The 26959-nt window shown below is 35.9% G+C and carries 24 protein-coding genes, 2 pseudogenes and 1 other annotated feature; of the genes and pseudogenes, 10 read left to right on the top strand and 16 right to left on the bottom strand.

Annotation, left to right across the window (positions count from 1 at the left end; translation table 11 throughout):
- The first annotated feature begins 253 nt into the window (after positions 1–253).
- Positions 254–811: a hypothetical protein gene (locus AC4BC5_RS07900; RefSeq protein ID WP_490494897.1), complete on the top strand. Its 558-nt coding sequence runs from the start codon at positions 254–256 to the stop codon at positions 809–811.
- Positions 812–851: 40 nt separating this feature from the next.
- Here AC4BC5_RS07900 and AC4BC5_RS07895 read toward each other — a convergent pair whose 3' ends face one another.
- Positions 852–1193: a YlbF/YmcA family competence regulator gene (locus tag AC4BC5_RS07895; protein WP_490494896.1), complete on the bottom strand. Its 342-nt coding sequence runs from the start codon at positions 1191–1193 to the stop codon at positions 852–854.
- Between the two features lie 66 nt (positions 1194–1259).
- Positions 1260–3437 carry a PBP1A family penicillin-binding protein gene (locus AC4BC5_RS07890; protein WP_490494895.1) on the bottom strand — a complete coding sequence of 726 codons (2178 nt, stop codon included), beginning with the start codon at positions 3435–3437 and terminating at the stop codon, positions 1260–1262.
- 190 nt (positions 3438–3627) lie between these two features.
- Between AC4BC5_RS07890 and AC4BC5_RS07885 the strand changes: the two genes are divergently transcribed.
- The gene (locus tag AC4BC5_RS07885; RefSeq protein WP_490497524.1) at positions 3628–4485 is read left to right on the top strand and encodes an RluA family pseudouridine synthase; all 858 of its coding nucleotides are present in this window, start codon (positions 3628–3630) and stop codon (positions 4483–4485) included.
- Positions 4486–4534: 49 nt separating this feature from the next.
- Here AC4BC5_RS07885 and AC4BC5_RS07880 read toward each other — a convergent pair whose 3' ends face one another.
- Positions 4535–5254, bottom strand: a complete 720-nt coding sequence (locus tag AC4BC5_RS07880) for a pseudouridine synthase (protein WP_490494894.1) — start codon at positions 5252–5254, stop codon at positions 4535–4537.
- A 53-nt stretch (positions 5255–5307) separates the two neighbouring features.
- Entirely contained in the window at positions 5308–6954 is a 1647-nt protein-coding gene (locus tag AC4BC5_RS07875) for a putative polysaccharide biosynthesis protein (protein WP_490494893.1), read from the bottom strand.
- Positions 6955–7131: 177 nt separating this feature from the next.
- Between AC4BC5_RS07875 and murE the strand changes: the two genes are divergently transcribed.
- From murE to AC4BC5_RS07860, 3 genes are all read left to right on the top strand, one after another.
- Complete coding sequence (gene murE / locus AC4BC5_RS07870; protein WP_490494892.1) at positions 7132–8643, top strand: UDP-N-acetylmuramyl-tripeptide synthetase; 1512 nt, start codon at positions 7132–7134, stop codon at positions 8641–8643.
- A 105-nt stretch (positions 8644–8748) separates the two neighbouring features.
- Complete coding sequence (locus AC4BC5_RS07865) at positions 8749–8976, top strand: hypothetical protein (protein ID WP_490494891.1); 228 nt, start codon at positions 8749–8751, stop codon at positions 8974–8976.
- Between the two features lie 121 nt (positions 8977–9097).
- Positions 9098–9508, top strand: a complete 411-nt coding sequence (locus tag AC4BC5_RS07860) for an Ohr family peroxiredoxin (RefSeq protein ID WP_490494890.1) — start codon at positions 9098–9100, stop codon at positions 9506–9508.
- A 45-nt stretch (positions 9509–9553) separates the two neighbouring features.
- Here the strand turns inward: AC4BC5_RS07860 and AC4BC5_RS07855 are convergent, their stop codons facing one another.
- From AC4BC5_RS07855 to AC4BC5_RS07840, 4 genes and pseudogenes are all read right to left on the bottom strand, one after another.
- Entirely contained in the window at positions 9554–10669 is a 1116-nt protein-coding gene (locus AC4BC5_RS07855) for a glycerate kinase family protein (RefSeq protein ID WP_490494889.1), read from the bottom strand.
- Between the two features lie 134 nt (positions 10670–10803).
- Entirely contained in the window at positions 10804–13218 is a 2415-nt protein-coding gene (gene leuS, locus AC4BC5_RS07850) for a leucine--tRNA ligase (protein WP_490494888.1), read from the bottom strand.
- 56 nt (positions 13219–13274) lie between these two features.
- Positions 13275–13497 (bottom strand) — a binding site (T-box leader).
- Between the two features lie 45 nt (positions 13498–13542).
- The gene (locus AC4BC5_RS07845) at positions 13543–14469 is read right to left on the bottom strand and encodes a LysR family transcriptional regulator (RefSeq protein WP_490494887.1); all 927 of its coding nucleotides are present in this window, start codon (positions 14467–14469) and stop codon (positions 13543–13545) included.
- A gap of 262 nt (positions 14470–14731) precedes the next feature.
- A pseudogene (locus AC4BC5_RS07840) lies at positions 14732–16741 on the bottom strand (LysM peptidoglycan-binding domain-containing protein); the annotation flags it as partial.
- 274 nt (positions 16742–17015) lie between these two features.
- Between AC4BC5_RS07840 and AC4BC5_RS07835 the strand changes: the two are divergent.
- The 3 genes from AC4BC5_RS07835 to mnmM are packed head-to-tail and all read left to right on the top strand — an operon-like array spanning position 17016 to position 19207.
- Complete coding sequence (locus AC4BC5_RS07835) at positions 17016–17666, top strand: phosphatase PAP2 family protein (RefSeq protein WP_490494886.1); 651 nt, start codon at positions 17016–17018, stop codon at positions 17664–17666.
- A gap of 19 nt (positions 17667–17685) precedes the next feature.
- Complete coding sequence (gene mnmL, locus AC4BC5_RS07830) at positions 17686–18669, top strand: tRNA modification radical SAM protein MnmL/YtqA (RefSeq protein ID WP_490494885.1); 984 nt, start codon at positions 17686–17688, stop codon at positions 18667–18669.
- Positions 18644–19207 carry a tRNA 5-(aminomethyl)-2-thiouridylate-methyltransferase MnmM gene (gene mnmM / locus AC4BC5_RS07825; protein WP_490494884.1) on the top strand — a complete coding sequence of 188 codons (564 nt, stop codon included), beginning with the start codon at positions 18644–18646 and terminating at the stop codon, positions 19205–19207. Before mnmL ends, mnmM begins: the two co-directional genes overlap by 26 nt.
- Before the next feature lie 232 nt (positions 19208–19439).
- Here mnmM and AC4BC5_RS07820 read toward each other — a convergent pair whose 3' ends face one another.
- On the bottom strand, positions 19440–19832 hold the full coding sequence (locus AC4BC5_RS07820) for a DUF4809 family protein (RefSeq protein ID WP_490494883.1): 393 nt from the start codon (positions 19830–19832) through the stop codon (positions 19440–19442).
- A 137-nt stretch (positions 19833–19969) separates the two neighbouring features.
- Here AC4BC5_RS07820 and AC4BC5_RS07815 point away from each other — a divergent pair, with 137 nt between their 5' ends.
- On the top strand, positions 19970–20389 hold the full coding sequence (locus AC4BC5_RS07815; protein ID WP_490494882.1) for a hypothetical protein: 420 nt from the start codon (positions 19970–19972) through the stop codon (positions 20387–20389).
- A 204-nt stretch (positions 20390–20593) separates the two neighbouring features.
- Positions 20594–20857, top strand: a pseudogene (locus AC4BC5_RS07810) (YbaK/EbsC family protein); the annotation flags it as partial.
- Between the two features lie 89 nt (positions 20858–20946).
- Here the strand turns inward: AC4BC5_RS07810 and AC4BC5_RS07805 are convergent.
- The 7 genes from AC4BC5_RS07805 to AC4BC5_RS07775 all read right to left on the bottom strand — a co-directional run bounded on the left by AC4BC5_RS07805 (position 20947) and on the right by AC4BC5_RS07775 (position 26823).
- Entirely contained in the window at positions 20947–21846 is a 900-nt protein-coding gene (locus AC4BC5_RS07805; protein WP_490494881.1) for an NAD(P)H-dependent oxidoreductase, read from the bottom strand.
- Positions 21847–21943: 97 nt separating this feature from the next.
- Positions 21944–22213 (bottom strand): GTP-binding protein, encoded by a 270-nt coding sequence (locus tag AC4BC5_RS07800; RefSeq protein WP_490494880.1) that lies wholly within the window; start codon positions 22211–22213, stop codon positions 21944–21946.
- Between the two features lie 71 nt (positions 22214–22284).
- Positions 22285–23310: an ABC transporter ATP-binding protein gene (locus tag AC4BC5_RS07795; RefSeq protein WP_490494879.1), complete on the bottom strand. Its 1026-nt coding sequence runs from the start codon at positions 23308–23310 to the stop codon at positions 22285–22287.
- Entirely contained in the window at positions 23285–24115 is an 831-nt protein-coding gene (locus AC4BC5_RS07790; protein ID WP_490494878.1) for an ABC transporter permease, read from the bottom strand. The genes AC4BC5_RS07795 and AC4BC5_RS07790 overlap by 26 nt, the downstream gene beginning before the upstream one ends.
- Complete coding sequence (locus AC4BC5_RS07785; RefSeq protein WP_490494877.1) at positions 24112–24909, bottom strand: ABC transporter permease; 798 nt, start codon at positions 24907–24909, stop codon at positions 24112–24114. The genes AC4BC5_RS07790 and AC4BC5_RS07785 overlap by 4 nt, the downstream gene beginning before the upstream one ends.
- On the bottom strand, positions 24906–25742 hold the full coding sequence (locus AC4BC5_RS07780; protein WP_490494876.1) for an alkaline phosphatase family protein: 837 nt from the start codon (positions 25740–25742) through the stop codon (positions 24906–24908). The genes AC4BC5_RS07785 and AC4BC5_RS07780 overlap by 4 nt, the downstream gene beginning before the upstream one ends.
- Entirely contained in the window at positions 25732–26823 is a 1092-nt protein-coding gene (locus AC4BC5_RS07775) for an ABC transporter substrate-binding protein (protein WP_490494875.1), read from the bottom strand. The genes AC4BC5_RS07780 and AC4BC5_RS07775 overlap by 11 nt, the downstream gene beginning before the upstream one ends.
- Between the last annotated feature and the right edge of the window lie 136 nt (positions 26824–26959).

Here is a 26959-nt window from a genome sequence, read left to right as displayed (position 1 = left end):
TCAAAATCCTCCTCTTTTTCCTATTATTCTACCATTTTTTCTGTTTCCAGTCAGCAAAATGCGAAAATTCGTTCGCATAAAACCAAAAATCACTGTTCCATCGTTATTACCTCGGTAAAATGATGCGCTTACGTAGAAAAATCAAAAAATTAAAGATTATTCAAGCATTCTGTATGATTTTATGATAAAATCTATCTATTGAAACACTTAGTTAATACCTAAGTAATCACTAGGTAAAGGAGAAATGGAAATTATGACAGAACAAACCGGCAAAACACTTACTCAATTAGCAAACGAATTAGGTGTATCCCGTGATAAAGTGATCTATCGTTATAAAAAACTACCTGAAGATCATTACTATAAAGAAAACAATACGATTTATATTAAAGAAAATGGGGTTCAACGAATCATTGATGAATTAGGGGAAGACATTAATGAAGAAGCTACACAAAATGAAGTAAGCAGCCCTATTAACGATTATCTAATCGAGCAATTGGCTAAAAAAGACGAACAGATTGAGCAATTACAAAAATTAATCGATCAACAGCAACAACTGAATGCTGAAGATAAAAAATTAATAAAAGAACTTCATCAATACTTTGCTTTAGAAGCACCTAAAGAACCCACTGATGATGACGATAAACGTTCTTCTGAGCTAGAAGCCCAAGTTGCTAAATTAGAAGAACAAATGAAAAAGGCTGAAGCTTTAACCTCTGAAAAAGAACAATTAGAAAAAGAACTAGCTGAATTAAAAGCTGATTTAGAAGCTAAGAAAAAGAAATGGTATCAATTTTGGAAAAAGAAAAATTAATAAAGAGGAGCAGTACGTCAATTCGTACTGCTCCTTCTTATTAATCTTGATATAACTCTCTTAATGGCGTCATGATGATGCGATTCAAATCATTAATTACTGTACTAAAAGCTTGTTCAACACGCATTAAATCAGCAATTAATGCCTCTTGTTGAATTTCTACAGCTAATGCTTGTGCTTTTGCTGCATCTTCATCTGTCATTTCTTCACCAGCAGCCATTTTTTCTTGAAGTGAAATTTGGAGTTCTTGGAATTGTTTGAACAATCCATAAGCATTTTCATCGGCTTTAAGTTTTGTAAAAGTTTCGCTTAGTTCTTGAAATTGCTCCATCTCACGGATTTCACGTTCTAGTTGGTTCGCTGTATCATAAATGTTAGACATAATTGTCCCTCGCTTTTCTTTAAAGTTATTCATATTGTAACATGTTCTATTTCATGTGGCTAATGCTTATCTCAAACGATCACGGATACCACGGAATAATTCTTTGGCGCCTTCTTTCACTTTTTCACCAAATTTTTGCATACCATCTTTTGCGTCTTCGGTAAATTTATTGAGATCTTCTTGCCACGGTTGTTTTTCCTCAGTAGTATTTTTATCCTCGGAAACTTCATCTGGTGACATCACTTGCCCCTCTGTCCAGTAAGCATCTGCTACAGAGAAGTTCGTTCCTGGTGTATTAGGTAAAATCATATCCGCTTGTGCTTTAAAGATTGGTCCAACTGTTTCACCACTGGTCCCCTCTAAATAATGATCTTTACTTGTTTTTTCAAATCCTAACCAAGTTGAGATCACAACATCTGGTGTATAACCAACAATCCATTGGTCATTATTTTTAGTTGCATCGAAATTGGTTTCTGTTGTTCCTGTTTTGCCAGCAACCGTATAGTTATATGGAGCAGCTTCCATTGCTGTACCATTTGAAAAGGTTCCTAATAACATACTCGTCATTTCATTGGCTGTTTCTTGAGAAATTACTTTTTTTCCTTTAGGCTGCGTATTATCAACAATAACAGCCCCAGTTGAATCAATAATTTTTGTAATCAAATGTGGTGTATACAGCGTACCACCATTAGCAAAGACTCCATATGCTCCTGCCATTGTCATTGGCGATACCCCATATTCTAAGCCCCCCAGTGCTACACCCCAATACTTATCAGAGTCTGTCAAGTTCAAACCAAATGCTTTTGCCTTATTATAACCTTTGTCCAAGCCGATTTCATGTAATAACCAAACCGCTGGTAAATTCAAACTACGGGCTACTGCTTGATACATTGGGATTTCATGTTCATAAGTCCCGCTGTAATTTTTCGCATCATAATAGCTTTGTGGCTCATCTTTTAAAATACTATCAGGTTTGTAACCTGCTTCTAATGCTGGAGCATATACGCTCAGCGGCTTAATCGTAGAACCTGGGGAACGTTTCATATCTGTTGCAAAATTGAACCCTCTAAACGTGTAGTCCCCCCGACGACCAATTAACCCACGTACACCGCCTGTCGCAGGGTCTAAAGCGACGGATGCTGATTGAACCATAGTGCCATCTTCAGCATTTGGTGGGAAATAGCCATTTTCTGCATAAGTATCTTGCATTGCATTTTGATAATTTTGGTCTAATGCCGTATAAATCTTATAGCCTCGATTCATCAGATCAGCATCATCAATGTCATACTCACGTTCAGCTTCATTGATAACAGCATCAAAGTAATAAGGATATTGATAACCAGCATCGGTCCGATTATAGGCATCATATAGTAAATCAGTAATTGCCACCTGACTTTCTTGATCTGCCGAATTTTGGTCTAACTTGCCGTTTTCTACCATCAATTGTAAAACAGTATCACGACGATTCATTGCTGCTTCGGGTTCATCAATTGGGTTGTAAATTGAAGGGCCTTTTAGCATACCAATCAATGTTGCTGCCTCACCAATCGTCAAACCTGTCGCATCCACACCAAAATATTTTTGGGATGCATCTTGAATGCCCCAAACACCATTGCCATAATAAGACGTATTTAGGTACATTGCCAAAATCTCATCTTTAGAATATTTTTTTTCAATTTCAATTGCTAAAAATATTTCTTTAGCTTTTCGATTAAAGGTTTGATCGATTGTTAGATACGCATTTTTCGCTAGCTGCTGTGTGATAGTACTACCACCACCGCCACTAGTGCTACGATTGATTACCATTCGAACCGCTGCGCGTCCAATCCCCTTAATATCAAATCCGTGATGCGAATAAAAACTACGGTCCTCAGTAGAAATAACTGCATCTACGACATAAGGTGATATATGATCTAAATCAACATAAGTTCCTTTTTGTGCAGACATTCGTCCTGCTTCTTGATTATCTTTATCATAAATAATCGTGGATTCGCGTAATCCTGACTCTAACTCTGAAACCTTAGTTGTTTTTGCAATATAAAATAAGTAGATACTCATAACTAAGGTACCCACTAGTACCAATAAAATGATAATCTTATTTACATGATATTTTTTCCAAACTCGTTTGCGCCAGTGATGGAACTGAATTAGATAGGGTTTTATCCATTGCCAAAAACGAATCAAGTATTCTTTTATAATACCCAAATATTTTTTTATTGTAGCTAAAAAGCGCTGAAAATCCATCGTTTCCCCCTCCTCTAACAAAGTGTAGCATATTTTTCTAATAAGAAAATACGACTAGAGACGTAAGTTACGTCATTTTAACATAAACTTCGACTTTGCCTAGTTTACCATTGAAATATCACATTTTCGTTGTTTTTTTCTTAAAAAACCGTTAAAGATGATATAATGGCAATCGAAAGGAGCGATGGCTGTGGAATATTCCATTACTTTACCTGCTTCACAAAAGCCGATGACAATCCGTGATTTACTTGAGAAGGAATGGTTAGTTCCTCGTAAAGTTCGTCATTTTTTACGCATTCGTAAAAATGTCTTACTCAATAATGAAATCGCCATGTTTCATCAAGAAGTAGCAGCAGGCGATGTAGTCACCTTACGCTTAGAAGAGACGGATTATAATTATCAGGAAATCCAACTCGGAAATAAAGAAGCTGTTCAGCCTTTATTTGAAGATGAACATATTATTTTAGTCAATAAACCTGCAGGAGTAAAAACTCATCCGAATCAGCCAGATGAAACAGGCACACTTTTAAATGATTTAGCTGCCTATCTTGCTGAAAAAGACCAAAGAGCTTACGTCGTTCACCGCTTAGATAAGGAAACCAGTGGTGTAATTTTATTTGCTAAAAACCCTTTAGTTCTGCCCATCTTAGGGCGCTTGTTAGAACAAAAAGCTATTTATCGCCGTTATCAGGCAGTTGTTTGGGGAAAATTAAGTAAAGATAGCACCATTGAGAAAAAAATTGGGCGTGATCGTCATGACCGCCGTAAGCGAATCATCGATGAACGTAAAGGCAAAACTGCTATTACACACGTGACAGTTCATGCCGTCCATCAAAAAACTAGTGAGATTTACTGTCTATTAGATACTGGTCGTACCCATCAAATTCGTGTTCATCTTGCAAGCTTAGGACACCCGATTGTTGGCGATCCTTTATATCAAACAAAAGCAGGTAGCCGCTTATTCCTTCATGCTTATGAAATGTTTTTGGTTCATCCATTTACTAAAGATACGATGCATGTAATGGCCGTTCCCGGGTTATGGGAATAAAGAAAACAGCTTTGATTCAAAACGAATCAAAGCTGTTTTCCTTAAACACTTATTCTCTATACTCTAAAAGTGATCGTTCACCTGCTGTTAGCACTCGATACGCTCCATAGTCAAGTGACGCATCTAAAACCAAACCACCCATCCGGATACGCTTTAAATAAGTCACTTCTTTATTCACTGCTTGTACCATACGTTTTACTTGATGAAATTTTCCTTCATGCAAAATTAATCGGATTTCTGATGTTCCCTCTTCTTCATCAAGAGCATCAATCATTAGTTTAGCAGGCAAGCAGCGCTCACCATCAATCGTTATTCCTTTTTCAAAAGCATCCACATCCGCCTGTGTCATAATACCAGCAACTTTCGCATAATATTCTTTTTCCACATGGCGTTTAGGTGAAAGTAAGCGATGTGCTAACGCACCATCATTCGTAATTACCAATAGACCCTCTGTATCTTTGTCTAGACGTCCGACCGGGAATAAATCATCGCGATAATATTCGTCATCGAATAAATCCATTACAGTTTCATCGTAATCATCAATCGTTGCTGAAATCACTCCAGCTGGTTTATTTAATAAGTAATAGAAATATTTTTGATAGCTCACTGTTTCCCCATCAAAAAGCACTTTATCTTCATTTTCTTTCACTTGAAATTTATCAGACTTAATCACTGTGCCATTGACTGAAACAAGCCCTTTTTTTATAAAATTTTTCACTTCTTTACGTGAGCCAAAATCCATGTCGGCTAAATATTTATCTAAGCGCATTTCTTCTCCTCTCAACAGAAAAATTCGGAAGAAAATTCCTTCCGAACCTATCCCTATTTAATGTGTAATTTTTTTCTAAACCTTGCCATACCTGAACCAAGTAATTTGTCTGCAAGGCGTAATTTTAAAGCCATATAGACATAAACAAGCACGCCAATCCCTGCTACAACCAGAATAATAATAAACGACTGAGCTTTACTCTCTGGACTTAATCCCATTTCTAAAGCAACTTTCGAAAGACTAGTAATTAAAACCATAATCGCCGTCATAACGGTGATTAACGCTATTCGTTTCCATGTAAAACGTGCATTGAATCGCGTTTTCTTATGAATTTTCCATAAGTTTAGATAGCAAGCGACACTCATCCCTAGCGTAGTTGAAACAATTGGTCCGTAAGCTTCTAGCGTCCGAATACATATAGTTTGTGTAGCAATTTTGACAATTAGACCGATAACGAAGAATAAAACGGCTGAACCATTTTCATACATTCCTTGTAACATCATAGAAGTTACCATAAACAAGCCTTGAGCTAAACCAGAAATACACACAGCGATTAACAAATTTGCTCCTAATTGATCTGGTTTATAAAACATCGTGTTTAAAGGATACGCTAGAATCATCATTCCAAACGTAGCTGGTAACATCACGAATGCATATAGTTGTAGATTATTCGTAACTAACTTGGCCATACCAATATAATCTTGTTTTGCGTATGACTCTGTCAATAGTGGCATGCCAACAATTGCCATTGAGGTTGCCAGACCAATAACAACCATTGATAACTTATCTGGATTTCCTCCAAACAATGCCATTAATGAAATCAATTGATTCTTAGAATATTCAGTAAAACCACTCATTGTGTGAACAAATGTATACTGGTCAACTAATTTAAAAATGGTAAGACCCGCACCTAAAATAATGAATGGTACGGCTTCTTTAATTGTTGATATCAGTAATTTAATCGTATCAACTTCGCCAGTCTCTTTACTGTGTTCTGCTAAAATATCCATTTTTATTTTTTCTTTACGGAAATAATAAATTAAAATTCCTACTCCTGCCAACGCTCCAATAAAGGCACCAAATGTTGATTGGGTGACTGCAGCAACATAATCACCATCCCCTAATTTCATAATCATAAAGGTAGCAATCAGCATATAAATAACTCGTGCGACTTGTTCTACTAGCTGAGAAATCGCAAATGGCGCAATATTTTGAATTCCTTGGAAGTATCCTCGAATTACACTCATCACTGGAATCACTAAAATTGCAACACTTAACGAACGCATTGATGGAATCAAATCGACACCACCACCAGCAGCTTGCGACAACACCGGTGCAGCAAAATACATAATTAACGCACTAACCAGCCCTAAAACGGCCATTGCTTGCAAGGAACGATGGAATAAACGCTGACTTGTACGATACTCTTGTCTTGAGTTATGATATGCGACTTGTTTGGCAATCGCTGCAGGGATTCCTGCAGTTGAAACCATGATGAAAAGCGCATAAACATTATATCCCATATTAAACAAGGCATTCCCTACATCGCCATACTCACCCATCCAATAATACCAAGGCAAAATATAGATAACACCCATTAACCGAGAGCCAATATTACCAATGGTCATCCAAGCAGAACCACGCGCCATTTTGTCTTCATTTGTCAATTCAGATGAAGCCTGTTTTGTATTATCTGTCATTGAGTTCTTCTCCACTTTCTTTCATACATATCTCTTATTCTAATGCGAAATGCTTTTTGTCGCAATCTATTTTTCTATTCGTTACACCGTTTTAATATTTCAACTTGCGAAAATGCCCGTTTCTGCTATCCTATGCTATAATTAGCTAGAACTTTAGGACAAGGAGTAAACTTATTTATGTATTCCATGACAATTAATGAACTTTATAACCTTTTAAGCAACCACCACTTACTTCAAGAAACGCCAGATAATGAAAAATGGCAGCACATGCTAAAAAAATCAGCTGATATTACGTTTACTTATCTTTCTTATGACTCACGTGACTTAAAAGAGCAAACGCTTTTCTTTTGTAAAGGATTAAACTTTAAAGCAGAACTTTTAGAAGCTGCAGTGGAAGATGGCGTTACCCATTATCTGTCTGAAGTGTCTTATGACGTTGCTGCACAAGGCATTCTGGTAACCGATATTCGTGAAGCCATGGCAATTGTGGCACAAGCTTTTTATCAGCAACCACAAGATAAATTATATAAAATTGGGATTACTGGTACTAAAGGAAAAACAACCGCTGCTTATTTCATCAAAAAAGTTTTAGATGAAGCGTTTAATCAAAAAGTAGCCTTGTTTTCTTCCGAAGAAACGACATTAGATGGAAAAACGTTCTATGCGTCCAAATTAACAACACCTGAAGCTCTAGATCTTTATCGTCAAATGGCCTTAGCAGTAGCCAGCGGAACGACTCATTTAGTAATGGAAGTTTCTTCACAAGCATACAAAACCAAGCGAGTCTTTGGATTGACTTTTGAAACAGGTATTTTTCTAAACATTAGTCCTGACCATATTAGTCCCATTGAGCATGCAACCTTTGAAGAATACTTCGCATGTAAGTGCCAATTGCTGTCAAACAGTAAACAGATGGTAATTAATCATGATAGTGATCATTTTGATACGCTAGAAGAAATTTGCCAAAAAGAACAAGTCCCTTATTACACCTTTGGACAAAAAACAGGTACGTATCGCATTCAATCACTAGATAACCCACGTTGTTTCCATCTAGAAGCAACTCAGGATGAATTAGATGCAAATGGCGATTACCAACTTGCTTTATTTGGAACATTTAATCATGATAATGCTGCTGCAACTATTTTGACGACACGATTAGCTGGAGTTGCGAAAGAAATTATCCAAGAAAGCTTACCACAAAGCCATGTTCCTGGTCGCATGAACTTATTAGAAAAAACCAATGGCGCCTATATTTTTATTGATTACGCTCACAATTATTTAAGTATCAAAGCTATCGGTGCGTTCGCCAAAGAACTAAGACCAAAAGGCCGAGTCATTATTGTAACAGGCAGCGCTGGCGACAAAGCCCTTTCACGTCGTCCTGATATTGGTAAAGCTTTGAGTGAATGTGCTGATATTGCTATTTTAACTAGTGATGATCCTGGTTTTGAAGATGCCGCAGCAATTATTGAGGAGATTTCCCACGCTATCACTAACCCACAATTATCTGTTCAAATTGAATTAGATCGAGCGAAAGCAGTTACTACCGCAGTAGAAATGGCACAAGCAGATGATACCGTAATTTTAGCGGGTAAAGGTACCGAACAAATGATGAAAGTTCGGGGAGTGCAAGAACCTTACGAGGGAGACTTCCATATTACACAACGACTCATCCAAGCAAATGCCTAATTATTGCAAAATGATTACAAAGGAAAATTTTTGAAAAATTTTCTATTATTTCTTTTAATTTCTTGTATAATAATTGTGAATGTAAAATTAAAGGGGATACGCTTCATGGGCAAACAAAAGAAATTTCTTTTCTATGCAGTTACTGCATTGATGATTGTGGTCGTTAGTTTTTTAGGTTGGAAACTGTTAACAGCAACAGGTGTGATTGGTCTACCTGATGTGGCTCACTTACATACCCGCTCTGCACTGCCACATGGCTTGTTTTTAGTATTGTTTTTACCAATCATTGCTACAGGAGCACTATTTTGCGGTATTGCTTATACAAAAAAGTAAACTGAGCGTAACTTCTTACGCTCTTTTATTTTGTCTTCAAATAATAAGGCACTTCGGTTTCCATTCTTCTCATTTTATACTATAGTTAAGATAGATTAAAAAATGAAAGGGTGTTTATTGTATGAGTAAAAAATTAGGCGTTTCAACAGTGATTAACGAAGGCGGTCGTGAAGGCGTAAGTAAATCGTTAAATGGTGATTTCGAAGTCAAAACAACTGGAACGAAAAAAGAAGGTTATACAAACCCTGAAGAATTATTTGCTGCAGGCTTTTCTGCATGTTTCAATGGTGCTCTTATTTTCCCATTAGAACGTGATGGCCATGGTGACCTACCTCGGTCTGTTCGTGCAGAAGTAACATTATTAGGTGATTTACCTGATTATCATACATTGCATTTAGCAGTACATTTAATTGGTAAAATCGAAGGTCTTTCAAAAGAGGAAACCTTGAAATACATGGAAGAAACACACAATATTTGCCCGTATTCAAAAGCCATCAATGGGAACGTTGAAGTCACTTATGATGCTGAATAATTAATAATCCAAACAAGCTGTTTATTACTCTAAGCAGCTTGTTTTTTATTTGTACATAAATACTTGAGCCAACTCTTTAGCCAATAATTGGACATTTTTTAATGTTCGCTCTTTTTCCATAGCTTTTTCCAATGAGATAGGTGCTTGTTGAATGCTAAAAACACCTAGGGTTCCCTCGGTCATTTTTCCAATATCGGCTGTGCGACTTCCACATAATCCAATAACAGGTATCTCAATTTTTTTTGCTAACTGAGCAACACCATAAGGTACTTTTCCTTGATCTGTTTGCCTATCAATTTTTCCTTCTCCAGTAAAGATTAAATCAGCATCTTGAATTTTTTCTTCTAATCGTAATATTTTTTGCAAGGTAACAAAACCCGGTACAATTTTACCACCTAATACAACGACAGCACCTCCCAAACCTCCTGCTGCTCCTGTACCAGAAATAGTAGCTAGGTCTAAATGAATTTGCTGCCTCACTTCTTGTACAACTAATTGTGCTTGGCATTCCATCTGTTCGATAGTTGCTGTGGACGCACCTTTTTGTGGTGCAAAAACTTTAGCAAACCCATTTTTACCTAGGTAAGGATTAACAACATCAGCTAAAGCTAGCAATTCTACATTTTTTAAATCAGGGTAAATGTCTTTTAAATCAAGGTGTTGGATTGCCAACAAAGGATTTCCCTTTAAGTTACCTGTAATTTTTCCTCCTAAAGATTGTAGTAATCCCAAACCCCCATCTGAAGTCGCACTACCTCCTAAAGTTAAATAAATTTGTGTCACTTCATGTGTTAATGCATCCTTAATCACTGATCCTAAACCATAAGAAGTAGCTTGGCGAACAACCTCATCCGATGGCTCCACTAAATGAATACCAATAAATACGGCTGCTTCGATTATTGCTATGAGGTGACCTTCATAAGAACTTAACAAATAGCTGCCCGTGATGGGTTTTCCTAATGGATCGCTAGTTGTCACTGTTTGCCATGAACCACCAAGCTCAGCATAAATTGCTGCCATCGTTCCTTCCCCGCCATCAGCAATCGGAATATTGACCTTTTCCGTCCATACGTTATCAGGTAATCCAGCTAAAACAGCAGTATTTAACTCTTCTGAAGTTGCACAATTTTTAAATGAATCCAGCATCGCTACGACTTTCATCCAATCACATCCTTTTTCCCTATTATAGATTATTTCTTCTATTTAAAAAATAATCTTTATAGCCATATTTGATTTACCTAGGTAAAAACCGCTCATTCCATGAAAAGCAGAATGAGCGGTTTTTGTTTTTTTACTTAATTAGCTACAATATTAACTAGTTTTCCTGGTACAGCAATCACTTTACGGATTGTTTTTCCAGTAATTTGTTCTTGAATTGTAGGATCTGCTTTAGCAATTGCTTCTAATTCTTCACGGTTCGCTTTAGCAGGTACGTTTATTTTAGCACGGACTTTACCATTAACTTGTAAGACAATTTCAACTTCGTCTTCTACAAGGGCTGCTTCATCATATGTTGGCCAGGCAACATATGAGATATCTTGTTCATTCCCCAGAATTGACCAAAGCTCTTCGCCTAAATGTGGGGCAATTGGAGCAAGCAATTGGACAAATCCTTCAACGTATTCATAAGGAAGTGCATCTGCTTTGTAGGCTTCATTTACAAAAACCATCAGTTGAGAAACAGCAGTATTAAAGTGTAAGTGCTCAAAGTCTTCCGTAACTTTTTTAACAGTTTGATTGTAAACTTTTGTTAATTTACCATCATTAAAAGTGGTAATGCGGTCACGCATTTTGCCATTTTCGTCTACGATTAAACGCCATACACGGTCAAGGAACTTGCGACTTCCTTCTAAACCATTTTCACTCCAGGCAATTGAAGCATCCAATGGTCCCATAAACATTTCATACAAACGCAAAGTATCGGCACCATACTGTGCTACAACGTCATCAGGATTCACAACATTGCCACGTGATTTAGACATTTTTTCGTTATTTGAACCTAAAATCATTCCTTGATTGTATAATTTTTGGAATGGTTCTTTCGTTGGTACTACACCTAAATCGTACAAGAATTTATGCCAGAAACGCGCATACAATAAGTGTAAAACTGCGTGTTCCGCTCCCCCAATATAAATATCGACTGGCAACCAGCGCTCTAGTTTTTCATAGCTTGCTAATTCAGTCTTGTTATGTGGATCAACGAAGCGTAAGAAGTACCATGAACTTCCTGCCCATTGTGGCATTGTATTTGTTTCGCGACGACCTTTTTTACCAGTTTCAGGATCAACTACATTTACCCATTCATCAATATTTGCTAATGGAGACTCACCTGTTCCACTTGGACGAATATCATCCGTTTTTGGTAGACGTAATGGCAACTCAGATTCAGGAACAGTCGTTGTTGTTCCGTCTTCCCAATGAATCACTGGAATTGGCTCACCCCAATAACGTTGACGAGAAAACAACCAATCACGTAAACGGTAGCTAACCTCTTGTTTACCAACCTCATTTTCTTCCAACCATGCGACCATTTTCGCAATAGCCTCTTCTTTATTCATGCCGTCTAAGAAATCAGAATTAATATGCACCCCATCTTCTGTGAAGGCCGCTTCTTCTACATTGCCACCTTCAAGAACGGGAATGATTTCTAAAGAAAAAGTTTTAGCAAATTCATAATCACGTTCATCATGTGCTGGAACTGCCATGATTGCCCCAGTTCCATAAGTTGCTAGAACATAATCAGCAATCCAAATTGGAATTTCTTTACCATTTACTGGATTAATCGCATAAGCGCCTGTAAAGACACCCGTTTTTTCTTTAGCTAAATCTGTACGATTCAAATCTGATTTTTTGGAAGCTTCCTCAATATAAGCATCTATTGCTGCTTTTTGTTCAGGAGTAGTAATTTCTTTAACAAGTTCTAGTTCTGGAGCTAATACAGCATAAGTTGCGCCAAATAACGTATCCGGACGAGTAGTAAAAACGGTAAAGTCTTTATCAGTACCAGCAACTTTAAAAGTTATATTTGCACCAACTGAACGGCCAATCCAATTGCGTTGCATATCTTTAATGCTTTCTGGCCAATCTAGTTCGTCTAAATCTTCCAATAAACGATCAGCATATGCTGTAATTTTCAACATCCATTGACGCATTGGTTTACGTACAACATCGTACCCACCACGTTCACTTTTCCCATCAATTACTTCTTCATTCGCAATAACTGTTCCTAATTCTGGAACCCAGTTTACTGCGACTTCAGCTTCATAAGCCAAGTCTTTTTCGTACAATTTTGTAAAAATCCATTGCGTCCATTTGTAGTAATCCGGATCAGTGGTATTAATTTCACGATTCCAGTCATAACTAAAACCTAATGAATTGATTTGGCGACGGAATGTTTCAATATTTTTCTTTGTAAATTCAGCAGGGTCATTTCCTGTGTCTAATGCATATTGTTCCGCAGGCAAACCAAAAGCATCCCACCCCATTGGATGCAACACATTGTAACCTTGGCTACGTTTAAAACGTGCTAAAATATCTGTCGCTGTGTAACCTTCTGGATGCCCAACATGTAGTCCTTGACCAGATGGATATGGAAACATATCTAAAGCATAAAATTTAGGTTTACCTGTTTCATCATGCGTGTTAAACGTATTGTTTTTGGCCCAATACTTTTGCCATTTTTTTTCAATTTCTTTGTGATTATAATTCACTACTTGACGCCTCCTTAATAAAATAAAAAGTCCTATAAGAAGCACAAAAAAGCCTCTTATAGGACGTAATTGACGTGGTACCACCTATATTCGTTGGACATACTCCAACCTCAAACGTTGTAACGGTCGTCACCGGATTTTCTCTACACACTTTTATATTAAGGTTCAAGAAAATCAAACACTCAAAGGCGAGTTCAACAGGTCTTTTGTACATTTTCACCAACCATGTACTCTCTAAAAAAAGAACGCCATTTACTACTCCTTTTCAAATGCGCATAAGTCATTATTGAGTTCATACTATCAAAAAAGCGCATTGAATTCAATTTATTTCTTTTTATTTTTCTGGGTTTCTTGAAAATCCATGAAATATCTTTTCAAATTTGTTAAAAAAGCTTCGCCAATCGCTGATATTCTGCGACTTTTCTTTTTAATCATCACCATTTTATTTTCTGGTGAATTAGCTAAAGGAATTAAAACAATCCCTTGACTGCATGGATCTTCTACTAAACCTGAACCTGAACCATAGGCATCTGTTCGCTGTAGAATACCTGTAAGTGTTGCTCGATCGCTCGTATGAATTACTTGAGTAATACCTGGAAAATCAATTAAATCTTCCGCAAAATACGTATAATTATTCGTTTCTTGTGTAAAACGAACTTGTGAATAATCATGTAAATCAGCTAAGTCAATCACGGATTTAGTTGCTAAAGGATGTCCTTCTCGCATAAAGATATGGGTATGAAACGTTGTTAAAATCTCATATTCTAATTCCCCATTTTCTAATAAGCGACTTAAACCTGCTTGATTTGAATCATTAAATAATAAAATACCAAATTCACTTCGGTATTGTTCCACATCTTTAATAACATTTAAAGTTGTACTTTCAAAAATTCGAAAATCATTATAATCAGGAAAATCTCGGATTAACTGACTAATCATAATTGATAGAAAATCATAATGTTGACTAGAAATAGAAAAATGCTTTTCATTTTCTTCATTTGCTAAATAACGGTTTTCTAATAACTCCACTTGAGCCAAAATAGGCTGGGTATATTGAAAAAAATCCATTCCTTCAGAAGTCAATGAAGCTCCTTGTCTCGTACGTTCAAAAAGTTGAACATCTAACTCTTTTTCTAACTCTTTAATGGCATGGGAAAGACTTGGTTGCGAAATATATAATTTTTTAGCTGCTTCTCGAAAACTACCATTATTGGCAATTGCTGCGACATAACGCATTTGTTGAATATTCACTCAATTTCCTCCCGATTCATTTCATTTATTCTCTATAGTAACGAACCACTTGTTTACTGGTCAATCTTTTTTATCTTATTTTTTTGAATTTTTTTCTATATAACAAATATTATAATTAAAATTTGACAACTTTAATGTTAAAATAAGATGATAATATTATAAAAAAAGCACTTTCTTTTACGAAAGTGCCTTGAGTTTATCTTTGATGCTTTGTGAAAAACAAAACTTTCAGGAGCCATTCTCTTAAACTTTGCGACTAAGCAACTTTTAGTGTTTGACCTGGATAAATAAAATTATTCTCTAAGTTGTTCCAACTACTTAGCTCATCAATCGTGATTCCAAATCGATCTGAAATTAACCAAACGGAATCCCCTGATTGAACTTTGTATGTTGTTACATTAGCATTATTGTTTGTTGTTACGTTGGTAGTTGGTGTAGCCAGTGCGTTTGATTGGTTCGACTGATTGGCAGAAGTCGAATTACCTTTTACAATCAAAGTTTGACCTGGATAGATGAAATTATTTTGGATATTATTCCAATTGCACAAATCGTCTATTGTTATACCAAACTTATCAGCAATCAACCAAACAGATTCACCAGATTGAACCGTATATTTATCAGTGTTATTGTTGGTTTGTGACACTGACGGTTGTGTCGGTGTTGTCGGTATGGTTGACTCTTTAGGTTGACTCGGCTGATTGGCAGAAGCTGAGTTACCTTTTGAGACATTTAAAGTTTGACCTGGATAGATAAAGTTATCTTGAATCCCATTTAAACTAATCAATTCATCCATTGTCATTCCATGCTTATCTGCAACTAACCAAACAGAATCTCCTGATTGCACTGTATATGTCCCTTGACTTCCAGTGTTGTTATTTGACGTTGCCGGAGTACTTGCTTGGCTTGGTTTATTGCTAGAAACTGAACCACCTTTAGATACTTTCAAAGTTTGACCCGGATAGATAAAGTTATTTTGAATTCCATTTAAACTAATCAATTCATCCATTGTTATTCCATGTTTATCTGCAACTAACCAAACAGAATCTCCTGACTTCACTGTATATGTCCCTTGACTTCCAGTGTTGTTATTTGACGTTGCCGAAGTACTTGCTTGGCTTGGTTTATTGCTAGAAACTGAGCCACCTTTAGATACCTTCAAGGTTTGACCCGGATAGATAAAGTTATTTTGAATTCCATTTAAACTAATCAATTCATCCATTGTCATTCCATGTTTATCTGCAACTAACCAAACAGAATCTCCTGACTTCACTGTATATGACCCTTGACCATTTGTGTTTGTAGTTGGCTTTGCTGGTTTATTTGATTGTTCTGATGTATTGGGTTGACTTGGTTTGTTAGCAAAACTAGAATCACTTTTCGATACAATCAATGTTTGACCTGGATAAATAAAGTTATTTTGAATTCCATTTAAACTGACCAATTCATCCATTGTCATTCCATGCTTATTGGCAACTAACCAAACAGAATCTCCTGATTGAACTTTATAGCTTTGACCATTGGCAGATGGCTTTGCTGATGTTGAAATTTTGTCATCAGTTGGTTTGTTCGTATTAGTATTTATTATTCCATTAGAATTTGCAGAACTTGAGGAATCATAACGTGTTAAATCATAACTTTCAATAACATTATTTAATGCACTAGCATAATTTGGTGCAGTAGCGTAGCGGCCTGTTAACCATTCAGTAGCATCGCGATAAGAAGACGTATTACTTTTCCAAGCACCTGAATAATAATATACACCGGGCTGTAAAGAGACATTTTTTAACGTATTCGCATTGTCTTGGAATGACTCTGTAAATGAAGGATATTTTTTAAATGGTTCTTTCATGGTCACCCATTGTCCATTTAAATACTCTTGTGTATTCATGTACACAGTTTCGCCATTATAACTACCCTTTATTCCAAACAGATTATGATATGGTGATTGTGACAGTCCACTTTGTCCCCAACCACTTTCAATAACCGCTTGCGCAATCATTACTGAAGCATATAAATTATTAGGACCAGCAATTGACTGGGCATGCGCAGCTAGTTGCTCGATATATGCATTAGAATTTGTTGAAGAATAAACAGCAGTTTGTTGAGATTCATTTTCAGCAGCTTCTACTTCAACAGTCGGTAGTAACGGTGTTGCAACAGAAATTGCTGTAACAGTACTTCCTAAAACTGCAGCACTTTTTTTCATTTTACGATATAAATGCGGATGCTGTTCTATTCGTTTAAGTTCTTTTCTTGATAAAGTCTTCTCCATTTTTTGACCTCCATTTTTTTTAATACATTTTTTAGTATACAGGTTATTTTTTCTTAATAAAAGTTTAAGCATCGCAAAACTCAATTTGTAAAATATTTGTAATATGTACATTTCTACACATCTGTTGAAACCCTTATGGTATTAGCTTTTATCTAGAGTTTCATCTCGAATTTTAAAATGATTTATTACGGAAAAATCACAAGGTATTTTTCATTATAGAAAAGGTCTATGCTATAATATACTCGTTAATTTGAATAAATATAGAGGAGTTTTTATGAATAATAAACTATACACTCAATTTGTGGGCAGTTGCTCACTCGTTCTTTTTGCATTTTTAGGTTATGTAATTAAGTTTTACCCCACATGGATTCAACCGTTTGATCAATTTATAACAAATGGGGTGCGTTCGTTATACCCTACTTGGAATCCATTTTTTCTTTGGATTACTAAATTTGCCAATCCAATCACAATCGCTACCTTGTTTTTAGCTTTGTTATTTGTTTTATTATACGGAAAACGCTATGCAGAAGCGTCCTGGTTTTCCCTAGGTGTTATTGGTATTTCAGGCATTTTTAATCCTTTGATTAAATTATTATTTATGCGTGAGCGTCCAACGTTAGAACATCTGGTAACTGAACACAGTTACAGTTTCCCTAGCGGTCATTCTACTGCTAGCATGGTTCTATATGGTACATTAATTTTCTTTGTACCTATCTTTATTCAAAACACGTATTTAAAACGTGGATGCCAAATTGTTTTAGGTAGTTGTATTTTATTAATTGGTATAAGTCGAATTTATTTGGGCGTTCACTTTCCTAGTGACATCATCGGTGGGTTTTCTTTAGGGCTAGGCTGGCTCTTGTTAACTTATCCCTACTACCAAAAACAACGCTTTATTTGGCGCTTTAAAAGCAAACAACTCTAATAGAAAGTGAGTAATTAATATGAACCCGTTTCTCTATACGGAAGATAAAAATAAACGTTATCACTCTTGGAACTATGCCTTACGCCAAGAGTTTGGCAGCAAAATTTTTAAAGTTGTCATTGATGGTGGTTTTGACTGTCCCAATCGCGATGGTACTGTTGCACATGGCGGATGTACCTTTTGTAGTGTTTCTGGATCTGGCGATATGATTTTAGCGCCTGAAGATCCACTACCTGTCCAATTTAATAAAGAAATTCAACGGATGCATAAAAAATGGCCACATGTCGATCAATATATCGTCTACTTTCAAAATTTTACAAACACACATGCACCGCTTGCTGAAATTAAAGCACGCTTTGAACAAGTCATTAATTTACCTGGTGTTGTTGGTTTATCGATTGGTACTCGCCCTGACTGTTTACCTGATGATGTTGTAGAATATTTGGCTGAATTAAACGAGCGGCTTTATTTATGGGTAGAGCTAGGATTGCAAACAACCTTTGAAGAAACTAGTCGTTTAATCAATCGTGCACATGATTATCAAACATATCTTGATGGCGTTGCCAAACTGCGTAAACACCAGATTCGAGTCTGTACACATTTAATCAACGGCTTACCACAAGAAACGCCCGAAATGATGTTGGAAAATGTCCGGCGAACAATTGTCGATTCAGACATTCAAGGAATCAAACTACATTTGCTTCACTTAATGCGTAATACCCGAATGTTACGCGACTATCACGAGGGGCGTTTGCAGTTACTTTCTCTTGAAAAATATGTAGAGATCACTTGCAATCAGCTTGAAATGATTCCTGAAGAAATTATTATTCATCGCTTAACAGGCGATGCACCTCGAGATACCCTTGTGGGACCAATGTGGAGTTTAAAAAAATGGGAAACATTAAATGCAATTGATGAAGAATTGTTACGAAGAAATTCATACCAAGGTAAATTCAATGTACGAAAGGAACATTTACATGTTGCAAACAGCTTTACATTTTAGCCATACTTTATTAAAAGAAGTTGTTCAACCAGGGAATCTGGTTGTTGATGCTACTATGGGAAACGGAAATGATACGATATTTCTAGCTGAATTAGTAGGTAAAACAGGGAAGGTATTTGCCTTTGATATTCAAGAACAAGCCTTAAATACTACTAAAAAACGGTTGTGTGAGAGCACTTTGGAACAGCGTGTCAAGTTAATTCATGACGGACATCAGCATTTAGATAATTACCTAGGTAAAGACGAAAAAATCCATGCAGCGATATTTAATTTAGGTTATCTTCCTAAAAGTGATAAACAAGTGATTACCTTGCCAGAAACAACTCAGCAAGCCTTAGCTAGCTGTTTAAATCATCTGGCTTGTAGAGGAAGAATCATCATTGTTGCATATTACGGGCATGAAGGTGGTCAAGCAGAATTAACTACTGTATCTAATTATTGTCGAACCTTATCACAAGAAGAATACACTGTCTTAAGCTATCAATTTATTAACCAAAAGAATCAACCCCCTATTTTATTTTGTATTGAAAAAAAATAAGCATGACAGATGACATCTAAATCCATGTCATCTGTCATGCTTTGTTTGTTAGACAAGTAAATGATAGCAACTAGTTTTGTAGTATTCCCATCTCTTTTTCTACTCGCTATTTCTCTTCAAGTGTAAAAGCTATTAAAATTTTGTTCATTATCTAAAGGTTGATAGTATCTTACTTAAGTCAGCTGCCACTCGTTTGTAGGAACCATTTAACAGGAATACTATGAGGCAGTAATTACTCTCCTATTACAAATTCAACTGGTTCTATTTCAAAAATCTCAGTTAAAACCTCATTGACCTTATCAAATATTACGGTTTGCTCTTTCATAGGCATACAAACAATTTCTTTTTGACCAGATGTATAGACACTTTTTCCATACTCATCCAAAAACTGAACTTTTTTCCCATCATGTTGAAATTCTACATATTCACTCATGAAATCTAAAACTAATTCTTGACGAAACCCTGCATTTAGAACGATTGCCATTACTAACGAAGACACATCCAAATTGTCTAAAGGCGTATTAAGGTTTCCTAAAGTAAGACTATACGACGTTGTTTTTACAGTTGGACATGCATTGCATCCCCCATTGATTAAATCAGTTGAATAATGAATTGTTGCTTGCATTATTTTCACCTTCCTTTTTGTGATTATTTTAACATATATAGTGGTAATTACTACTAATAATTATTTAGGATGTGAATTTTTCTTGTTCACTAACCAAGAAAGCGCTATGATTAACTTATTGCATATAGGAGGGAATAATGATGAGAAAATCGTTGACAATTGATTTGATTCTAATTTTTCTATTTGTTCTTTTTGATTTTTTAGGTTACCAAATACTTAGTGAATGGCTTTTTATTTTAGTTTTCTCTGTATCTGTTGGAATAATTATTGCTGTTCTGTTCAAAAAAAGAAATGGTTATGTTGCGTACTTTCGATACACTGTGAAATTCACTGATTTTCCCTTGATAAACCCTAAAGAATCACCCCGACCACCCAAAGGCATTCAGATTTTAGAAGTAAATGATAAAAATAAAGAATGGTTGATTTTAAGCAAATTAAGCAAAGAAGAAATTCAAAAATCAATAGATATTTACCTAGATAAAAATCAAGTAATCACCGAGGGAATTCCAAAAATTGTAATTTCTCCTTATATTCATGCTACTTTTGGTGCTTTATAATAGAAAATAGCTTGTGATATAAATCTGTTAACAGTAAAATGCCTTAGCACCAAAAACTTGCTTGATTGTGGTAAGTTTTTGGTGCTAAATTCTCTCTCGCATTCAAATACTTTGACTTGTTTCTACAAATCTTACAAAATCTTTTTGATTTCAGTTGTTAGTTGTTCTAAAGAACATTGATTTTTTTTAACCGTCCAACAACAACTCGGCTCTACCCGACTTTCCTTTGCTTCAGAAATAGATTTACAAAAATATCTAAGTGTAACGACAGGTGCTGTCAGTTCTTTAGGTTTGCTAAATGATTCCATACATGAGGTAATTTTGTGTATTGATGAAGAATTAGCTCAAATACATCTGATAGGTGTGCATCCAATCGACAATACGGCGACTATTTTTCTGAGCTTCGACAATCTCCTTACTGTTATTGAACAAAGTGGACATACTATTCAGTTGATAGCATCAATGTAGTTATATTTGTACGTCACTTTTCAAAAGTAGCACGATAATCGTAAAACAAACCCTCGAACTAATTCAAAAAGTTCGAGGGTTCTTACTTTTTATTTAAAGAAATCTTTGTCTAAATGTGTCTGTAAATCATTGCGTAAGGTTTCTAATTCTTCTGCGTAGTTATCGGAATCATTACTTGGTGTTTGGTCATTCATAAAGCGACCTTTATTCGTTACGCCCCAGAAACCAGCTGTATCATCGTCAAATACTTTGAAGGCTTCCATGTATTTATCCCAAGTTTCATCGTTTTGACCAACGCCATCACCGATAAATCCACGACCACCACCTAGATAGCCACAGTTCATAATGGTGTAAATATCTTTGTCTGTCAACAATCCTTCCAAACCACTGTCGCTGTCTTTATATGCATATTGTTTCGCAAAAACACGTTCCATATAGCCTTTGACAATTGCTGTTGGTGTGTCGTGCCAGTTTGGATAAACGAAGATAATATGATCTGCTTGGGTTACAAATTCTTGTTCTGTTTTGACATCTTCTGGTGTTTCCCCAACACCATCTTTGGCATTGTAGAAGGTTTCTTCAGATAAAACTGGATTAAAGCCAATTTCATATAAATCACGTTTTTCTACTTCCATATCTTTTGATTCAAAATACGCCATCGCTGTATTGGCTAAATCGTTGGTCACACTGTATGCGCGTGGATCAGCTATGACAAACAAAGCTTTTTCTTTATCTGCATCATCAGAAAAACCTTTTGGGTCATAAGTCGCCACTAACTCATCTGGTACGATGGAAGCAGATGTTGTTGCATCGGTTGAAGAAGCTCCTGATAAAACTTCTGAAGTTTCTGCTGTCTCTTTCACAGTTTTCTCAGTTGTCACTTCAATTGATTCAGATGCTGCACTATTCTCTTGCCCACTATCTGCTGAGCATCCTGCAAAAACCAACAAACTTGTTACAAGAATCCCTAAAACACTTAGTTTTTTCACTTCTTTCCCTCCATATTTTGTGAATTTATTATCAATTCGATTAAATTATAGCGTATACATTTAGAAATTTCACTTTGAATACAATGAGAATTTGATTTCATTTTAGTGAATTAGTGAGCAATAAAAATGGAAAAAATTGACAAAGTATAGGACTAAGTAAAATAATTACTTGTCCTAGAACACCAGGTTCCATCCAAAAAGTAACTTCTGCATAATGACGTAACAGTTCATAATCAAAGAAAGTAGTGCCTTTATTGACATTTCCCAATTGAGAAATTTGACCACTTTTATATAATAATGCTTCTGTTAAAGTTGTTTTACTAGCATCTACATGCGAAAAGATACCAATAACTTTTTTTCTATTCATTTCTTTCGTCTCTGTCTTACAACCTATTGTAACTAAAAAAAACACCTACCAACAATGGTAAGTGTCTTAAGCTATTCATTGACAACTCGTTGAACATCAACAACAATCACATCTTCGGCATCAATATACAAAAAGTGCGTATCGGGCACTTCCTGCCAATCATTTAAACGATCTACAAAAATTTCTTTTCCACGATTTGTTTCAAAACGATAACGTCTAATATTCCCCAATGTAACTACGTTTTGTAATTTCACAGGAATACGAAAGGTTCCTTTAGTTTCTTTAGTGGCAATTAATTCTGGGCGAATGTAATACAAATGACGATTGCCCATTCCTGAAAAAACTGTTGTATATTCGTTAAGTTCTTCCCAATCAAAACTTACATTATTGCCAATAAATTCGGCAACAAATGGATTTTCTGGCGCAGTGTAAAGGTCAAAGGGGGAAGAAGCTTGCACAATTTCACCGGCTTCTAAGACAAAGACTCGATCGCTAATTAACATTGCCTCTTCTTGGTCATGTGTAACAAAAATCATAGTCATATTCAACTCTTTTTGAATATGGCGCAAATCTTTTTGTAATTGTTTGCGAATTTTAGCATCCAAAGCACTCAAAGGTTCATCTAATAATAAAATTTTGGGTTCCGTTGCAAGTGCTCGTGCTAAAGCGACACGTTGTTTTTGACCTCCAGAGAGGCGTTGGACATTGATATCAGCAAATTCAGTCAATTGAACTAAATCTAATAATTTAAACACACGTTGATTGATGGCTTCCTTATCTAATTTTCTAGCCTTTAAACCAAATGCAACATTCTCAAAAACAGTCATCGTCGGAAATAAGGCATACTGCTGAAAAACAAAACCAATATCGCGAGCGCTTGTGGAACGATCTTGAATTTCCTCACCATCTAGTTCTAAAATGCCTTCTTGCGGTTGTTCTAAACCAGCAATACAACGTAATAGTGTCGATTTACCACAACCACTTGGTCCTAACAATGTTACAAATTCGCCTTTTTGAACCTCAAAAGAAATATGTTTTAAAATTTTCTTTTCACCAAAAGACAATGACAAATCACGAATGGTTAAGTACTTTTTCATAAACGGGTTCCTCCACTTTTTCTTTTACAACTATTTTTTTCGTCTGTTTTTTAGTGAAATAAAAAATACTAAACGCAGTTGCTAGTAAAAATAGAAAATACAAAATCATCACGGCACTAGCAACATGACCGTTCTCATTCATTCGACGAAGCATATAAATTCGTAACGTTTCAAAGCGACCACCTATCAATAGATTCGTTAACATGTATTCTCCAAAAACAGATGAAAATACCATTAGCGATACTAGAGTTGTTCCTACTTTTAAATTAGGTATCAGCACACTACGAATAATCGGAAAAATTGGCACGCCTAGTGTTTCTGCGGCTTCAACTAACTCTTTCATATTCACTAATTTCATCTGATTACTAATACCTAGGTAAACAATCGGTAACATTGAAACAAACAAAGCGCCTAACAACACAAAAAACATGGGTATATCAGACTTAGAATAAGTTCTAAGTAACGCTGTAACTAAAATAACTCCTGGTATAGCGTAAGGTAATAAGACGATTTTTTGCAAAGCTTGATCCCAACGAGGAAAGTATAGATGGATCCAAATCATGGTTGGCACTAAAACAACAAATACTATCAACGTCATCAATGTTGCCAAAATAAATGAACGTCCAACTGCCCATAAAAAGGCACTATCACTCACTAATTGGACAAACCATTGCAAGGTAAAATCGTCGGGTAAAATGCTTTTTTCCCACGAAGTTGAACTAGCATAAAAAAAAGTTGCTAATAAGGGACTGAGGTAGTAAATAGCAAACAAACTCAACGTTATTGTTACAAAAAATTTTTTCATTTTTTCCCCTTTCGTCCAACAACTGTCATTAACGTAATCATCATTAACCCAAATAGAACTGCTAAGGCACTTCCCATATTGGGTTTTGCAAAAACATCACCTGAGACTAACGAGGCAATTCGTACTGTCATTAAATTCACATTGCTACCTGTTAGTGCATAAGCTGTTTCATAGGTACCCATTCCATTCGCAAATAAAATAATAAAGGTGGTTAATAGGGATGGACGTAAAAATGGCAAAGCAACCTTACGCCAATAATAAAACGAACCTGCACCTAGAGTAGAGGCAACTTCTGCCCATTCTTTTTTTAATTCACGCATACTTGGATAAAGAAATAATACACCTAAAGGAATTTGAAAATAAACATATGTCAATCCAAGTCCCCACCACGAATACAAGTCAAAAACCTGCAAAGATGGCATGATTAATTTCATTACCCCGGCATTACCTAGTAAAATAATAAATGAGAATGCTAAAGGAATTCCTGCAAAATTTGCTGCTAGATTTGAGACAAAAGTTATTTTTTCTTGGGTTTTTTCAGATAGTTGCAACAGACAAATACATAACACTATTGCACCGATTAGTCCTAAAATACAAGAAACCATCGTAATTAATAAACTATTAAAAAACGCTTGATAATAATACGAGTTACTAAAAAATTCTGTATAGTTAGTAATTGTCCATGCACCTGTTTGGTCATTTTGAAAACTACTTACTAGCATAAAAATCAGCGGCACAATTAAAAATGCCGCTAACAAACTAATTAAAGGGAGTAATCCTGCATATCTTTTCATGAACTTTTCCCCCTCGAATTGCCAATTTGCATTTTACCAGAAGCATCAATACCTAATAAATTACAAATTAACGGTGCTAATTCCAATTGATTCATCTGTTGAATGCCACTATTTTCTGGAAACTTCGCTGAAAAGATAAATAAAGGAACTTCGCGATGTGCAGCTAAACTACCACCATGTAAACCTTTGTCATCCATTCCATGATCCGCAGTGACTAGAATCTGATATCCTTGCTTTAACCATTCAGGTAAACACATCCCTAAAATCATATCAGCTTGATTCACTGTTGCAGCATATTCTCTAGAATTCGCTGTAAATTTATGGCCCACATCATCAATATTCATTGAATGAATCAACATGAAGTTAGGTGCATAAGTTTGAATCAGGTAGTTAGCATCTGCAAAAACATGTGAATCTGGATAATGGTCTTCACTATAGAAAATACCATGTTGAATTGCTTGATGTTCATCATGTTGGATACGATGTTGAGCAATATCATAAGGTGCTTCATTAAATAATTCACTTTGCCAATAATAAGCAGCAGCTCCTGTTGTACCTCCTGCTTGTTTCACTAAATCAAATAGAGAAACTTCTTGTGAACGGCGGACATGACCATTAGTCAAAATGCCATTACGATAACTAGGGACACCTGTCGCTAAAACTTCGTATAATGGCCGCGAATTGCTGGGCATTTCTGCAATTACTTTAATTAGAGTCGCTTGTTGATGTTCAACAAAATGATTCATGACCCCCATTTGTTCAACTGCACTATCATAACGACAACCATCTAGCACAATCAAAATTAATTTTTCCTCCAGTGCCTTATTTGGCATGGCTGAGAACCTCCTTTTGCCACAACTCAGGAAGTGACATAGCCGTTTCATCCCATTTAGCATTATCTTCAACTGGTTGTGCAGACGTATAATCCGATGCAGGTAATAGCTTATCTGCAATGTCTTTTGGTAATTCCACACTCTCTCGAATTGGGCGAGCATAGCCTTTCGCTAAATTGATTTGACCTTCATCAGATAAAATATATTCACGTGCCAACTTTGCAGCATTTGGATGAGGTGCATTTTTATTGATAATTGTCGTGTATCCACTGATTACTGAACCATCTGTGGGAATCGTTACTTCAAAACGCTCTGAATTAATTTGATCGCGATAATTTAAACCATTAAAATCCCAAACGACTGTCACATCAATTTCACCTTTTTCTAAGTTCGCTACACTGGCATCTACTGAAGATAAGCGACCGTTTTGTGCAAACTTTTGAAAATAATCTAAACCTGGTTGAATATTAGATTCATCTCCACCTTGAGCAATTGCTGCCGCTAACACTGCAAATTGTGCTTGATTAGCTTTAGTTACATCTCCCACTGCTACTTGATAGTCACCTTTTGCCAAATCAGCCCAAGATTGTGGTGCTTCCTTTACATTGTTTTTATCCGTTAGAAAAGCAATCGTTCCTGTATAGCTCAACAACCAATGCCCCTCTTGATCTTTTGCCCAATCAGGGATTTCATCCCAATAGCTCGTTTTATAAGGTAAGGTTAATTCTTTACTAGCTGCTAATGGTCCAAAACTAATACCTACATCACCAATATCTGCTGTTCCTTTAGCACCTTCTGATTCAAATTTTGCTAATTCTTCGGCACTAGACATATCCGTGTCGGTATGTTTTAATTCATACTTTTCATTTAAATCAGTCCAAGTATCTACCCAGTTAGCCCAAGTATCGGGCATTCCCAAACTAGCAACTTCTCCCTCTTCTTTAGCTTTTTCAATGATGGTTTCTAGCGTATCATCTTCAGAAGCATTACTTTCTTTTTCTTCAGAAGAACATGCTGCTAACACAGGAATTAAAATAGAACTAGTTAATGCTAAAATCGTAAATTTTTTTGAAATTTTCATTTTTTCACCTCATACTTTGATGAGACTATCGTAACAAAGCTCTTTTAATTTCTAACAAATTTTACGAAAAGAGTCAGTGAAGATTGTGGATCTTTTGTTAGAAATGTTAAATTATTGTAAATACATAATCTCAACT

The sequence above is a fragment of the Enterococcus sp. AMC2644 genome (assembly GCF_058216475.1).
The sequence above is the reverse complement of the archived record's forward strand: the minus strand, read 5'-3'. Positions and strand labels throughout refer to the sequence as shown.